At 36.6% G+C, this 14,785-nt stretch carries 12 protein-coding genes; all 12 read right to left on the bottom strand.

Annotated features, from left to right (window positions below; genetic code table 11):
- Positions 1-209 precede the first annotated feature (209 nt).
- The 12 genes from LQ50_RS10135 to spoVAEA all read right to left on the bottom strand — a co-directional run bounded on the left by LQ50_RS10135 (position 210) and on the right by spoVAEA (position 14,780).
- The gene (locus tag LQ50_RS10135; RefSeq protein WP_034628809.1) at positions 210-2,513 is read right to left on the bottom strand and encodes an AraC family transcriptional regulator; all 2,304 of its coding nucleotides are present in this window, start codon (positions 2,511-2,513) and stop codon (positions 210-212) included.
- A gap of 286 nt (positions 2,514-2,799) precedes the next feature.
- Positions 2,800-3,636: a sugar phosphate isomerase/epimerase family protein gene (locus LQ50_RS10140; protein WP_034628811.1), complete on the bottom strand. Its 837-nt coding sequence runs from the start codon at positions 3,634-3,636 to the stop codon at positions 2,800-2,802.
- A 15-nt stretch (positions 3,637-3,651) separates the two neighbouring features.
- A complete protein-coding gene (locus LQ50_RS10145) occupies positions 3,652-5,205 on the bottom strand; it encodes a glycoside hydrolase family 28 protein (protein ID WP_034628812.1) in 1,554 nt (517 codons plus the stop codon).
- Positions 5,205-5,891, bottom strand: a complete 687-nt coding sequence (locus tag LQ50_RS10150; RefSeq protein ID WP_034628814.1) for a rhamnogalacturonan acetylesterase — start codon at positions 5,889-5,891, stop codon at positions 5,205-5,207. The genes LQ50_RS10145 and LQ50_RS10150 overlap by 1 nt, the downstream gene beginning before the upstream one ends.
- Positions 5,892-6,093: 202 nt before the next feature.
- The gene (locus LQ50_RS10155; protein WP_034628815.1) at positions 6,094-6,837 is read right to left on the bottom strand and encodes an NAD-dependent epimerase/dehydratase family protein; all 744 of its coding nucleotides are present in this window, start codon (positions 6,835-6,837) and stop codon (positions 6,094-6,096) included.
- A 175-nt stretch (positions 6,838-7,012) separates the two neighbouring features.
- Positions 7,013-8,416, bottom strand: coding sequence for a glucuronate isomerase (gene uxaC / locus LQ50_RS10160; RefSeq protein ID WP_034628817.1), 1,404 nt, complete (start codon positions 8,414-8,416; stop codon positions 7,013-7,015).
- Between the two features lie 43 nt (positions 8,417-8,459).
- A complete protein-coding gene (gene kduI, locus LQ50_RS10165) occupies positions 8,460-9,290 on the bottom strand; it encodes a 5-dehydro-4-deoxy-D-glucuronate isomerase (protein WP_034628819.1) in 831 nt (276 codons plus the stop codon).
- Between the two features lie 22 nt (positions 9,291-9,312).
- The gene (gene kduD / locus LQ50_RS10170; protein WP_034628820.1) at positions 9,313-10,071 is read right to left on the bottom strand and encodes a 2-dehydro-3-deoxy-D-gluconate 5-dehydrogenase KduD; all 759 of its coding nucleotides are present in this window, start codon (positions 10,069-10,071) and stop codon (positions 9,313-9,315) included.
- A gap of 111 nt (positions 10,072-10,182) precedes the next feature.
- Positions 10,183-10,956: a DeoR/GlpR family DNA-binding transcription regulator gene (locus LQ50_RS10175; RefSeq protein ID WP_034628822.1), complete on the bottom strand. Its 774-nt coding sequence runs from the start codon at positions 10,954-10,956 to the stop codon at positions 10,183-10,185.
- A 150-nt stretch (positions 10,957-11,106) separates the two neighbouring features.
- Complete coding sequence (gene lysA / locus LQ50_RS10180; RefSeq protein ID WP_034628823.1) at positions 11,107-12,426, bottom strand: diaminopimelate decarboxylase; 1,320 nt, start codon at positions 12,424-12,426, stop codon at positions 11,107-11,109.
- Positions 12,427-12,733: 307 nt separating this feature from the next.
- Complete coding sequence (locus LQ50_RS10185) at positions 12,734-14,221, bottom strand: spore germination protein (protein WP_034628825.1); 1,488 nt, start codon at positions 14,219-14,221, stop codon at positions 12,734-12,736.
- Positions 14,205-14,780 (bottom strand): stage V sporulation protein SpoVABEA, encoded by a 576-nt coding sequence (gene spoVAEA / locus LQ50_RS10190; RefSeq protein ID WP_034628826.1) that lies wholly within the window; start codon positions 14,778-14,780, stop codon positions 14,205-14,207. Before spoVAEA ends, LQ50_RS10185 begins: the two co-directional genes overlap by 17 nt.
- Positions 14,781-14,785 lie beyond the last annotated feature (5 nt).

Consider the following 14,785-nt stretch of genomic DNA (forward strand, 5'->3'; position numbering starts at 1 on the left):
TTAAGTTGTTACGATTGATATTAAATTAAGTAGTAAGTTAAGTATATAATCAAAAGATCATAATGTAAGCACTTACAACGAAGGTATACCAAGGGATCCACGTATACCTGATATAATGATTATACATATTAGAACGATTAAAAAATGGAGACACCCTATAAAATGGCGCTATCCTGCTCACCCTTTTATAGTGATGTCTCCTATTTAGCCTATGATGTTTTTTTGTATTTTTCTCGATATTGTCCAGGTGTCATTTCCTCTTGTTTTTTAAACGATCGAATAAAATTCTGTGAGTTTTTGTATCTTAAATGATCAGCGATTTCTTTTACTGTCATATTCGTGCCTGTTAACCATTCTTTTGCTTTTTTAAAGCGATACATCGCTAAGTACTCACTAAAAGTATAATTTGTTTCTTGTTTAAAGACACTACTTAAATAATTTGCGTTATAATGAAGCTTTTCAGCACACTCCTCTAATGTAATATCTTTGTCAAAGTTGTGATGAATAAGGTCAATGATTTTCTCCGATAAATTTTGGAACTGGGAATCACGTCGATCACTAAATACCGTTATTAACGGGATGATTAAACGATCCTGAAACCATTGTTCTATCTCTTCTTTCATTTGTAATTTCAACAACTCTTCGTAAAGGGATGCGTGAAACACCTCTATTTGCTGAAAGCTAACTCCACCTTCTTGTTTAAGCATTAATAAATTATTTAATAACCGCATCATCGATATTTGATACTCTCTAGGTGATTGCGTGTTTTTAAAGGCTTTTTCCATCCAAATTTTCAGCTGCTCTACTGCTTTTTCCTTATCTGCTAATTTCACAGCGACAAGTAATTCCTCTTCTGTTCGCTTCGGATAATCAAAGATAACTGTATGTTTGCCTGAATTAATACTGCTAAAATGGATAATTACTCCTTTTCCAAGCTTCATCCGGTGCTTTAATGCCTCCATGCCTTCCTTGTATCCTCTTTTGGCTTCTTTCAATTCATGGAATGATAAGCTTATGCCGATGCTAACTGACACATTCAAGGCTTTTTTAATTTTGCTTTGAATGGTTTCGGTTAATTCATACATCGTATCGGAAATATCATCCGGTGTTTTGCCAGGGAATCCAATCAATGTGACCAGTGTTTTTTCTACCCAAACAGACTGTAATTTATTTTCTTTTTTAATCGTGTCTTCTACTATACTTTTCACTGCAAAAGCTACTTTTTCAATATCCGTTGATTCATAATTAGACTTATCTAAAGAATCGATATGCAACGTAAAAATAACCATCTCATTCCACTTATTCACTACAGATTGAAGTTGAAAATAATTCAGTTTTTCTTCAATTTCAGTGGACTTATAATTACCGGTAAATAGATTATGAATAAAGAGCGATTTCACTTGTTGAGTATGTTCTCGTAGCTCATTTTCTAAATTCGCCTTTGAAGAAAAAAGATCATTAATATGCTCCTCAATAATTTCTATCTCATTTTTCTTCTTTCGATCTTGATCGGGCCAATTGTTTTCAATGTAATTCACTAATTTATTTACAGGTGAATAGAGTTTCTTACTAATGATCCAAATATAGAGAATACAAGTTAAAACAATAAATGTAATCATAAAAAAAGTAAACCAGCCAATTTTTTTGCTTTCAGCTGTAAGCATGTCTATTGAATTAAATGAAATATAATTCCAGTTATTAAAATCTGACTTGTAATATGTTACCGTAAAAGAATTCTCACTAGAGTCTGTATTAAACTGTCCTGACTTTTCTGTAAATTTTTCTAAAGAGTTTATATACCCAGCGTCAACAAGTGATTGACCAATCAATTCCTCATTGCGATGTACAATTATGCGGTAGTTCTCATCTGTAATGACGACCTCGTCAGAAAGCCCATTAACATTGATCATGTCAGCTAGACTGCATGTAGGTATATTGGTAAAAGCTAACCCAAATTTCTCACTATATTTTGCTGGAAGCTTCTTTACTAAACTAATCGTATTTTCACAGCTCCCATAGGCAAACGGCTCTACAAATTCTCGGTTGTTCAATAATAGCCATGTCGAATCATGATCAGAATTTAAATATGATAGATATGCCTCATGATCATCATGTTCGCTTAATCGAGATAACCCAGAGTTGTTTACAATCCAATTCTCTTGAAAATTTAATAGAATCACTTCTTCTACTTTCGTATCAAATGACCTAAGATTACTTAAGTTTTGTCTTAGTTCTCTATAAATAGAAAAGTCCTCGGCAATCAACGGTCTCCTAATAACATCCTCCATAAGAGGAGATTCAATTGTGTTTGTGGCACTGTGATGAATCGTCATCAACACTTGTTCAATATTTGAGTGCACCTGCCTTATAATTTGAACCTTTTCATGATTGACTTTTTCTTGGATATGTTTAGAGGATTGCACATAGGAGAACACGCCAACTATTACTACGGGGATAATGCTTATAATGCTGGCAAATACAATTAATTTCGTTAGCAAACTTTGACTTTTCATTTGAAACCTCCCCTTTAGTAGACCGAACATTTGAATCTAATCTAGTAACGCTTCTCCAAGCTTTACATCCATCTAAAAACACCTTTTTTGTAAAGGCTTACAAAAAACTAATCAAAAAAAATCAAATCATGAATGTAAACGACATACAATTGTCAAAATCTCAAAGAATATGTAAGCATTATACCATAATAGCACATACTTTGTTCATAAAAACTAAAGTAAAGTTCAAATATCCAAAAAGTCTATTTTCCAAGGTTGCATCATTAGGAAAATAGACTTGGTTGCATTATTTTATAGTAGAAACCTGCTCTCTTATTTGTTCAAGAAATTCCCGCGTTTCAATCATTTCATCTGGATTTGTTGCCTCCAAAATAATCTCACAATTTGGCTTAGCATCATGGAGTAATGAAAAAAACAGCGGATAATTTAGTAAACCTCTTCCTGGAGTGACCGTCTTAATCTCTCCGGCATCGTCTATAATTCGATCTTTTGCATGACATGCAACAATTCGATCTCCAAGTAGTTCAAATGCTTCTTCTATTATAGTATCTTGATTATGAATATTTTCTTTTGTAAGTAAATTACCTGGATCTAATACAACCCCTATATGATTGGAAGGAACCTCGTCTATAAACTCTTTTAACTGTTTAGCTGTACCAATTAAATGCTCATTCGCAGGTTCAATCCCAACGATTACTCCCCACTTTTCTGCTTCTTCAATTAACTCTATAAGTGAGGCTTTTAATGCTTTCCTATCCTCTTCTGTCGCAGCCCCCTCTTGAATTTTCCCTACCTCACATGCAACTATTGGTGCATGAAATAAAGAGGCATATTTTATTAGTTCCTTAAACCTTTCTACATTCGCATTCCGCTTCTCTACATCTTTATCAAACAAATGGAGATAACAAGCCAGAACAGAAATAGAAACATTATGCTTTTGAAACTCTTGATAAATGTCTTTAACTAAACCAGGATTTAATGTCCCTGCTTTCTGAAACTCGTAATCATTAATTGCTTTCCATAATGCTAATTGAACATGGCCAAATCCATATGCAGCAACTTCTTTGGCGAGCTCTTGGTATGGCTTTTTTCCAACTAAATGAGCTAATACACCTATAGACATCATTATTCCCCCTACTTAGAATATAACCTGCGTCTGATCAACTTCCTCTGAGATCTGAACAACTTTTTCCTTGTTTTGCAAAAGACATCTTACATTTTTCGTTTTCTCTCCAGACACTTTTACATGTATGTCTTTGTTGCTTTTACTTTTGCTTTGTAGATTACTAAGATTAGCATTTACTATATTTATAAGATTGAATAAGGCTCCCTCTTCCACATTTAACGTTATGTTGGTAAATTGAACATCTTCACACTCTGAGCCAAATACTCCAAATTTGGAGACAATGGATACATCTTCGAATAGAAGGTTTGCAAGAGGAAGTTCCGGAAGTCCTTTTAATACAATTGCTTGTTGTGCTCCCATGCATGTAATGTTTTTCATAGCAATATCTCGAAAAACCGGTGTTTCTATAGAAACTTTATCCTCTTTGAAACTTTCTTCATCCCCTTCATGTTCATAATACATATGAAAAACAATCGCTTCGCCAGATATATTAGTCATTCGAATGTTCTCTATTGAAATGTTTTCAACAACTCCTCCTCTTCCTCGCTTGCTTTTAAACCGTAATCCCACATCTGTTCCGAAAAAAGAACAGTCCCTCACAGTTATATTTTTAACACCACCTGACATCTCACTTCCAATTACAAAACCACCATGTCCACTATATACTTGGCACCCACGAATCAGAATATCCCTACAGATTTTTCCGAGTTCCCTGCCTGCCTCATCTTTCCCAGACTTAATACAAATTGCATCATCACCGACATCAAACACACAATTTTCAACTAGTCCATACCGGCATGATTCAATATCTAGCCCATCACCATTTTGCGAATACCAAGGGTTTCGCACTGTAATATTTTTTATTGTTATATGTTCACAAATCCACGGATGAAGACACCATGCCGGTGAATGTTGAAATGTCGGTCCATCTATTAATATAGACTCGCAGTTTCGTAAACTTACTAAGTTCGGACGAAGATAATCTCGAATTGGCTTGTAATCATTGATACGTTTTGAACCACTATTTTGAAGTTCCTGTATTAAGCTCTGTCCTTCTAAAGCTTGCGTACTTGGCCACCATATCTCTGATTCTTCATCCACAATTCCTCCTGATTCGATCAACTTTCTCCACTGAACGTCAGTCATTTTAAATTTCTTAACCGGTCTCCAAGCTCCACCAGATCCATCTATCACTCCTTTTCCTGTAATCGCAATATCATGTATATATTCACCGTCTATTGGAGATTGGCACCTTACCGTTTCTTCCCCTTCAAAACTTGATAAGATAAGAGGATACGAGTTGAAATCCTTCTTAAATAGTAAGATTGCTCCCGCTTCAATATGTAAATTCAAGTGGCTAATTAACTGAATCGGGCCAGTTAACCATACACCAGCTGGAATGATGACTTTTCCGCCTCCTGCATTTTTGCAAGCATTAATCGTTTGGGCGATGGATTCGGTATTATCAACCACCCCATCTCCCACTGCGCCATAATCGGTTATGGTGAATATTTCATTCGGAATTATTGGCATGGTAATATCAAGCTTAGAGATCGTTGATGACATTATGCTCCTCCTCGTATATTAATGTAATTTGCTAAAGGCAAATCTAGTTCTATAATCCCTTCCACTACAAGCTTAGCTATTGTTCTAGCTCCTGTTTCTGAAAAATGCGTATCATCTTGAATACCTTCTAAATAATGAGGATGCTCGGCTGGTTGGAGCCATAAAAAGAGCTCTTTCGTTCGTTCTGGTCCTAAATCATCAAATAATTCTTTGCTTTTTTTCGTTAAATCGATCATTGGAACAGCAAGTGTTGTTGCCAATTCCCTTATTGCTTCAGGGTAGCGACCGTGTGTTTCCTGAAGTTCACCGAACTCGTTAAAGCTTCTTCTTTGTACAGGTGTAACAAGTAACGGATAGGCATGGTTATTTCTTGCCACATCAATATATAATGATAAGTAAGATTTAAATGAAGTATACGGCTCTGTATACCTTTCTTTATCTACCTTTGAGTCGTTATGTCCAAATTGAATGAATAAATAATCCCCTTCGGTAATGGTTCGTTCAATCAAGTCTAATCGACCTTCATCGATAAAACTTTTTGAACTTCTTCCTGACGCCGCTTCATTTTGTACAATTATTTCGTCTTTCATAAAATTTTGTAATGTTTGTCCCCAACCAGCTCTTGGTGCTCTATTCTTCTCATAATTAGAAACTGTTGAATCTCCCGCTAAATAAATCGTTACCATTTTATAATATGACCTCCCATAGCAGGTATTTTTCTAGATTATAAAAGGAGTTCTTCAGTACGTATATAATCATTACATTAGGTTCTCACACAACCTACTAACGCTTACATTTATGCATAATCATTAGATCAGAATACAAAAAAACTGTTAAGGTCTCTCAACAGTTTTAAGGAATTGATTCTTTTAACTTGTTCTACGGCTTTTACAAAATATCGCTTGTATTTTCTTCTGATTTATACCCTAACTCTTTTTTTGCATTTTCCATATCCCATGGTTTATTAAGATTATCCGACACACCGTAATAAGTTCCAAATGGAATATCTGATGCAATAGCAGCTTGAAACAATGAGACAAGATCTGTATCTGTTAGCAAGGTATGCTTTAATCGTTCACTGTTCTTTATATCTTCTCTTGTCACATCTTTTGGTACAGAACCGATACGTATGTTAATAACTGACATTCCTTCCTCCTTGGAAAACAAGGACCCTACTTGTTCAGATGCAAATTTTAAAACCCCATATAAACTTTTGGAGCAAGGGTAGTCTTTTACTGTTATTTCTCTACCTAAAATGGACTTTCCTTCTTCCTCATAACAGTCGGTTACATGATTCGTACTTGCAAAGATTACCTTTTTTATATCCTTTTGATTCGCAGTATATAAAACGTAATAAGTAGATTTAAAAAAGATACGTGTCATCTGTTCAAAAATATCCACGTCTTCTAGTGCATGCTTGGTTTCTGTATTTAACAGGTTAATAAGTACGTCCGCTTTCGGTACCTTTTCCATAAGTTCCTGTAAATGGGTAGCATCAGCTTGAACGAAGTCAATCTCTGAATCAAACTCATTCTGTTGATCAACAACCGTGATATAATGATATTTTCTTAACCCTTTAACTAGTTGCTTACCAACTGTCCCCGCACCACCAATAATGACGATTTTTTTCATGTTGTTGTTAGTCCCTTCACTAATAAGTTCTTACCTTAACGTTCGTCATTTATCCAAAATTTATGTACTGTAAGTGAGGGAATGGTGTATTTTTACACCGTAAGGGATTATGATTGTTTTTTTACAATAAAAAAGCCCTACTCTTTATCAATACCTAGAGTAGGGCTTTGGTATATTACTTCATTTCAAAGTAGTGATTTGCATTGTTGTAGCTAATATTTTGAATCATATTGCCTAATAGCTTGTAATCTCGAGGTGCTTCACCAGCTTCTACCCATCCCCCAACTAAGTCACATAGCACTCTTCTGAAATATTCATGACGAGGGTAAGAAAGGAAACTTCTCGAATCTGTTAACATTCCTACAAAGCTACTTAATAAACCTAGATTTGCAAGATCTGTCATCTGCTTAAGCATCCCATCTTTCTGATCGTTAAACCACCAGCCAGAACCAAATTGAATCTTGCCATTCGCTTCACTTGATTGGAAGTTTCCAATGGCTGTTGCAATCACATAGTTATGGATAGGATTTAAATTATAGATAATGGTTTTAGGTAATTCATTCTCTCGATCTAATTCATTTAAAAATGAATTCAGTGGCTTTGCTAAATCAAAGTCATGAATCGAATCAAAACCAGTGTCTGGCCCAAGCTTCGTAAACATTCGCTCATTATTGTTCCGGATCGCGCCAATGTGTAATTGCATCGTCCATCCAAGAGAGCGATACAATCTACCTAAAAACAGAAGGGTAAATGTTTTATATTTCTTCTCTTCTAATGAATCTATAGACTCTCCTGCCTTAGCTTTATCAAATATTTGAGATGCTTCTTCAAACGAAACTCGCTCAAATGGCAACGTCTCGATACCATGATCAGAAAGGCGACAGCCATGTTCATGAAAATAATGCGCTCTTTTTTCTATCGCTTTTAAAAGGTCTTCAAATTTCGTAATCTCTAGTTCGGAAACCTCTGCTAATTTTGCAATATACTCATTAAATTCGGGCCTTGTGAGTTCAACAGCTTTATCCGGTCTGAATGCTGGTAATACTTTTGTCTGAATTTCTCCATTTTGTTTAATCGCTTGATGATGTTCTAATGAATCAACCGGATCATCTGTCGTACAAACAACCTTCACATTAAAATTCTCTAAAATTTTTTGAGTCGTTAATCCACTTTGTAGAATATGGTTACAATGGTTCCAAATTTCCTCACTCGATTCCTCATTTAATAAGATATCCACGTCAAAATAACGTTTCAATTCCATATGAGTCCAGTGATAAAGCGGATTTCCAATTGTTTGTGGAACCACTTTTGACCATGCTTGAAACTTTTCTTTATCATCCGCATCTCCTGTTATGAGACGCTCATCTACCCCTAACGTTCGCATCGCCCGCCACTTATAATGGTCTCCGTGTAACCAAATTTCCGATACGTTTGCAAAAGACTGATTTTCTGCAATTTCTTTTGGAATGATATGACAGTGATAATCGTAAATTGGCATCGCTTTTGCGTAATCATGATATAAAATTTTTGCCGCTTCACTATTCAAAATAAAGTCATCGTGAATAAATGGTTTAGTCATGTAATCCTCCTAGCTCAATCTTATGACAACGTTGTCATTCTTTTTACTTTAAATCTTCCATTTTCACAAAGTCCATATCCTTAAACGTGTAGTTTTCACCAGCCATCGCCCAAATAAATGTGTAATTCTTCGTACCGACACCTGAATGAATCGACCAAGGTGGTGAAATAATGGCATCTTCATTTTTTACAACGAGATGACGAGTTTCACTTGGTTCACCCATGAAATGAAAAACTCTTGATTCCTCATCCATATCAAAATACAAATAGACTTCCATACGGCGATCGTGAACATGTGCTGGCATCGTGTTCCACATATTATTAGGTTCAAGCAAAGTCATACCCATCATTAATTGACAGCTTTGCAGTCCACCATCATGAATATACTTATAAATTGTACGATTATTAGATTCACTATCTGACCCTAGTTTTGTTGGTTCAGCATCTGCAATCGGAAGTACTTTCGTTGGATACTCTTTGTGTGCTGTAGCTGATACTAGGTAAAAGCGCGCTGGGTTAGTTGGATCCACACTATGGAATGTCACTTCCTTCTTCCCTAAACCTACATATAAACAATCACGTTTATTTAATTCATACTCTTCTCCATCAACAACCACTTTTCCTTTTGGCCCAATATTAACAATACCGATTTCTCTTCTCTCAAGAAAATAATCCGTTTTTAATGCATCTCCAGCGTCTAAATTTAATGTTTGTGTTGTAGGAATGACTCCACCTACAATGACTCGATCATAGTGCGAATATACCATATTGATTTCTCCAGCTACAAATAGAGATTCAATTAAAAATTCGTTTCTTAGTTGCTCTGTTGTATGTTGTTTAATTCCCACTGGGCTTGTTGCATGTCTTATTTCCATTTTTCATCTTCCCCTTTCTAAATTACGAACTCATCCATCCACCATCAACACATAACACATGTCCATTTACATAACTCGATGCCTCAGACGCTAAGAATACAACTGGTCCTTTCAAGTCATCCGGCTTCCCCCATTCTCCTTTTGGGATTCGTGAAGTAATAAATGCATTTCTTTCTTCATTTGCACGTAATGCCTCTGTGTTATCTGTTTCCATGTACCCCGGCGCGATAGCGTTTACATTTATTCCTTTACTAACCCATTCGTTCGCAAGTGACTTCGTCAATCCTGCTACGGCATGCTTACTTGCTGTGTAAGCTGGGACTCGTAAACCACCTTGGAATGATAGCATTGATGCGATATTAATAATCTTTCCAGAACCATTTTCAAGCATGTGATTGCCTACTTCTCTACAAAGTTGGAAAACAGAATGTAAGTTAACGTTTATGACAGCATGCCAATCTTCATCCGAAAACTTCTCTGCATCAGATCGACGGATAATTCCAGCATTATTTACTAAAATATCAATCTTTCCGGCTTCCTCAACAGCTTTTAATACTAAATGTTTCGCTGCATCTGGCTCGGATAAATCAGCTTTCAACTCATAAAATTTTCTACCAAGTGCTTCAATTTTTGATTGTGTTTCACTCATGTCACTAATACCCGCACCAATCACATCAGCACCAGCTTCAGCAAGACCAACAGCCATTCCTTGTCCTAACCCACGGCTTGCGCCAGTGACAAGTGCCACTTTCCCTTTTAATGAATAAAGGTCATTCTTCATAATCGTACCTCCTTTAATGTTTATTTCTAACTCTATATGTTCGTTTTTGTTCGTTACAGTTCGAGTATAGCATCAGTCTGAGGAAGTGGCAACATATCTTTTAAAAAATAATTACAATTTCATCTTAGCCAATGTAACAGAAATTCCAGTCTTCTCTAGTCTTGACTGTATCGTTTCATTTAATTTATCATCGGTAATAATCGCATCGACATCATCTAAAGTAGCAAATTGGATCAATCCTACTTTCTCAAACTTAGTTGAGTCTGCAACAAGAGTTACTCGATCAGCACATTCCACAATTTTTCTTTTCCACTCAACATGAAAACTATTAAGCACGGTCAAGCCATGTTCAATAGAAACTCCTGTTGCCCCAAAGAATAATTGATTAACTCGTATTCGGTTTAATAAATCAATTGCTTGGCCTCCATAAAGGGAAGATGAGGTTCCGATACGCGATCCACCTAATACCATAAGCTGTACTTTTTCTTTTCCAATTAATTCATGAGCAATTTTTATATCGTTTGTGATGACACTTACAGGAAAGTTACCTAACAATTTTGCCATTTGCAAGGTTGTGCTGCCGCCATCAAGTAAAATAGTATCATCACTTTTAATACATTTAATTGCCTCATATGCAATCGCCATTTTACGTTCATTATTCGTTGATTGTCTTGCATCAACCGGAAAAATTCGGTCTTCTTTTTCTTCTAATAATACAGCTCCACCATGAATTCTCCTAAGTAACCCCTTTTGTTCAAGCGTCTCTAAATCTAGTCGGATCGTTTTTTCCGTAACACTTAAAGAACGACTTAATTCTGATACCTTCACTGCTTTGTTTTTATCTAATTCATCAAGTATTTTTTCATAACGCTCTACTGAAAGCATATTTTACCTCCTTAGTCCATTCACTATCTTTTAATTATCGAACAAAAACAAACAATTGTAAACATGTAATTATGTACGCACAAAAATCAACAAAAAAGAAGACTTTCACCCATCAGGTTGCCAGTCTTCTTTCCAATTTCAGTACACTTATTATTTTGCTACTTTTTTAACAAGTGGTAAATCTAAACGAACCAAATCTTCAAAGCGTTCACGTCTAATTACTTCCAGTGCCTCTCCGTCCTCCACAAATACAACTGCTGGTCGTGGAATACGATTGTAATTATTAGCCATTGCATAACCATACGCACCTGTACAAAATACAGCTAAAATATCTTCATGGTTTGCTTTTGGCAAAGGTAAATCCCAGATTAACATGTCGCCACTTTCACAACATTTACCTGCAATTGAGAAAGTTTCAGTCGCTTCTTCATTGGCCCGATTAGCAAGCACTCCCTCGTACTCTGCTTGATACAATGCTGGACGCAGGTTATCACTCATCCCACCATCAACAGCAAGGTAGTCACGGACATTTGGAATATGTTTTTTAGACCCAATTGAATAAAGTGTCGTCCCTGCATCCCCAACTAGCGAACGGCCTGGTTCAATCCAAATTTCTGGCATGGTCAAGTTCGCTTCAACTGCTTTTTGCTTAACGACTTCAATCATTTTTGTTACATATTCGCCAGCTGGAAGCGGCGTATCTCCTTCAATATATCGAATTCCAAAGCCTCCACCCAGGTTTAAAACGGTTGGAACAAAGCCAAAGCGCTCTTTCCACTCAATGACTAGCTCGAACATCTTCTCAACGGCCATCACAAAACCTGTTGTTTCAAAAATTTGAGAACCAATATGACTGTGTACACCTAACAGTTTCAACCACTCATCTTCATACGCTGTTTGTACAGCCTCATGTACTTGGCCACTTACTAGATCAAAACCGAACTTTGAATCTTCTTGCCCGGTTGAAATATAATCATGTGTATGAGCTTCGACTCCTGGTGTAATACGAAGAAGAATATTCATTTTGTAATTCTTTTCTTTACAAATTCGACTTAATTCAGCTAACTCATAAAAGTTATCAACTACGACACAACCTATTTGTGCTTCCACTGCCATTTCAAGCTCTGCTAAACTTTTATTATTGCCGTGAAAATGCACACGTTCCATTGGGAAATCAGCTTGAATGGCTGTAAATAGTTCTCCTCCAGAAACAACATCCAAGCTTAACCCTAATTCATCAGCAAGTTGAAACATCGCCATACAGCTAAATGCTTTACTTGCATAAGCAACTTGGTATGGGACATTTTCCTTTTTAAATGCTTGTTGGAATTGCCAAGCCCGTTCACGAATAAGTGCAACATCATAAACGAATAATGGTGTTCCATATTGATTTGCAAGTTCGACTGTATTTACTCCACCAATGACTAAATGGCCTTGTTCATTAATTTGACTCGTTCCATGTGTATACATCTATGGTCTCTCCTTTTTTCTATTCAACAGAGTTGATTCATCCTGCAAAAAATGCAGCTTCCCCAAAAGCCCTTCTATCCTATAAAAAAGCAGCTAATGCTACTACACTAGCTGCTTAAATGGTTATCTTTTTACACTACGGTTTGCAGTGAACTATATACTATTAAATTTTGTCAGTTTAAATCCTTATAATTATATAAAATGAATGTGTATACTTTATCATAATAACGAAATTGAATCAAGGCTTTTTATACCCCTTGGGGTAGGTTTAAACCCCGCTTTATTTAACTAAAGCGGGGTCTGAAAATTATTCGGATTTTTGTTTGATTGGGTCTTGTGGGTGAAGAAAAGTTGGGCGAAATTTCATTGATGGTACAGATGAACGAACAAGAATGTGCCAAGCCGCTACTGGGTCAAATGGCAAGAATGGCCACAAATATGGTTTTGCAAATGTCTTTATAGCTGCTAAAGCAAGAATGAAAATAGTCATTCCGATAATAAACCCAGGTGCTTTAAATGCAGCAACGGCAATAAGAAGGATCACTCTAATTGCTCGTAAGGCAACTCCTAATTCATAACTTGGTGTTGCAAACATCCCAATTGCACCTATTGCGACATACAAGATAACTTCTGGTGTAAAATACCCAACCTCAATCGCAATCTCTCCAATTAATAGAGCTGCAACTAAACCTAGGGCTGTCGCTAACGGGGAAGGTGTATGAATCGCTGCCATCCTTAATAGTTCAATTCCTAATTCCGCAAATAGAATTTGTAAAAAGACAGGAATATTAGTCGTTTCATTCGGGCCGATAAAATCTAAGGCTGGCGGAAGTAGTTCTGGGTTCATCGTAAGCAAAAGCCAAAATGGCAAAATAAGCAACGAAAATATGATCCCAATAAAACGTGTCCACCGTAATGCTGTACCTATAAATGGTGCTTGTCGGTATTCTTCAGCATGTTGAACATGATGAAAAAAAGTTGTAGGCGTAATAATCACACTCGGCGATGTATCGACCATGATAAGTACATGTCCCTCGAGTAAATGATTTGCCGCGACATCCGGTCGCTCTGTATACCTAACAAGAGGGAAAGGATTAAATCCTTGTTTCACAATATACTCTTCAACTACTTTATCTGACATGGTCAAACCATCGATATTAATCGCTTGTAACTCTTTTTTTAGAATTTCAACCATTTTTGGATCTGCTACCCCATCAATATAGGAAATACAAATATCCGTTTGTGATCGTTGAGTTACTCGCATGATTTCATTTCTTAACCGGTCATCACGAATACGGCGACGAGTAAGAGCTGTATTAATAATAATGTTTTCTGTATAACCATCACGGGATCCTCGTACAACTCGTTCTGTATCTGGTTCTTCTGGTCCACGTGTTGGATAGCTTCTAACATCAATAACAATGGCCCGATCTTCACCTTCTACTAAAATGAAGACAAGTCCTGAGAGCATTTGAGTCGTTGCATCTTCTAGATTATCGGTAAATTCAACTTGTACATGCGGCAAATGATTGATGATGGCTTGCTGGACATTCGTTGTTTCATCTACTCTTTCTCTAGACTCTAACAACATTAATTCCCTAAGCTGTTCTATAATGAATTGGATGTCACATAATCCATTAACAAAATACATTTGAATATGCTTATCAAGAATGGTTAACGTCCGTACCCCTACATCAAACGATGTGCCAAAACCAAGTCTCTTTTTCAGTATAGCTTCATTTTCAACAATATTTCGTGATATCGGGGTCTCTTTCTTCTCATGTGCTTGACTCATGATATCCGCTCCGTTCCAAAATGATTTCCACTGCTTGCTTTGTAATAGGGGCACCTTTTTTTAATGAATCAAATCCGGCCATTTTCCCAATGTCCCCTACTCCGACCACAACAGGAATATCTAGTTCATCCAAAATATAAACCGTATCGCCATTTATTCTGCCTATTTCTAAATCTGGTATTCCTTCCTTATCTACTCCAAATTCTGTTAAATGACCATATCTGTCTATACTTACATCTACATGCGTCCACTCGCTAGAATGGGTTGAAGAAGCTACTGCAATGGCTCCGAGTACTTCAATTTGTGGGTGAGTCGCAACGACGTGCATGGCCTTTTCCCCGATTCCCTCATCTCGCTGACCACAATCATCGAACATGACGAGAACAGGATCATACGGGGTTTGCATAATAAGAGAGACGATCTCTTCGCCCTTAATTGGAGTAGGGTTTCCATATGAGTAACTTATACACCTTCCACCTATTTGTTCTGCTATAAGCTCGACTACTTGCTTGGCGTGCTCATCCCCATCGGTAATCAATATCACTTTTCGTCTCTCCATTTTTT

The organism is Halalkalibacter okhensis (genome assembly GCF_000787375.1).
Taxonomy (GTDB): Bacteria; Bacillota; Bacilli; order Bacillales; family Bacillaceae_D; genus Halalkalibacter; species Halalkalibacter okhensis.

What these genes read in the sequence shown, in the direction of transcription:
- LQ50_RS10135 (WP_034628809.1), bottom strand. Translation starts at nt 2,513, where the DNA reads ATGAAAAGTCAAAGTTTGCTAACGAAATTAATTGTATTTGCCAGCATT.
- LQ50_RS10140 (WP_034628811.1), bottom strand. Translation starts at nt 3,636, where the DNA reads ATGTCTATAGGTGTATTAGCTCATTTAGTTGGAAAAAAGCCATACCAA.
- LQ50_RS10145 (WP_034628812.1), bottom strand. Translation starts at nt 5,205, where the DNA reads ATGTCATCAACGATCTCTAAGCTTGATATTACCATGCCAATAATTCCG.
- LQ50_RS10150 (WP_034628814.1), bottom strand. Translation starts at nt 5,891, where the DNA reads ATGGTAACGATTTATTTAGCGGGAGATTCAACAGTTTCTAATTATGAG.
- LQ50_RS10155 (WP_034628815.1), bottom strand. Translation starts at nt 6,837, where the DNA reads ATGAAAAAAATCGTCATTATTGGTGGTGCGGGGACAGTTGGTAAGCAA.
- uxaC (WP_034628817.1), bottom strand. Translation starts at nt 8,416, where the DNA reads ATGACTAAACCATTTATTCACGATGACTTTATTTTGAATAGTGAAGCG.
- kduI (WP_034628819.1), bottom strand. Translation starts at nt 9,290, where the DNA reads ATGGAAATAAGACATGCAACAAGCCCAGTGGGAATTAAACAACATACA.
- kduD (WP_034628820.1), bottom strand. Translation starts at nt 10,071, where the DNA reads ATGAAGAATGACCTTTATTCATTAAAAGGGAAAGTGGCACTTGTCACT.
- LQ50_RS10175 (WP_034628822.1), bottom strand. Translation starts at nt 10,956, where the DNA reads ATGCTTTCAGTAGAGCGTTATGAAAAAATACTTGATGAATTAGATAAA.
- lysA (WP_034628823.1), bottom strand. Translation starts at nt 12,426, where the DNA reads ATGTATACACATGGAACGAGTCAAATTAATGAACAAGGCCATTTAGTC.
- LQ50_RS10185 (WP_034628825.1), bottom strand. Translation starts at nt 14,221, where the DNA reads ATGAGTCAAGCACATGAGAAGAAAGAGACCCCGATATCACGAAATATT.
- spoVAEA (WP_034628826.1), bottom strand. Translation starts at nt 14,780, where the DNA reads ATGGAGAGACGAAAAGTGATATTGATTACCGATGGGGATGAGCACGCC.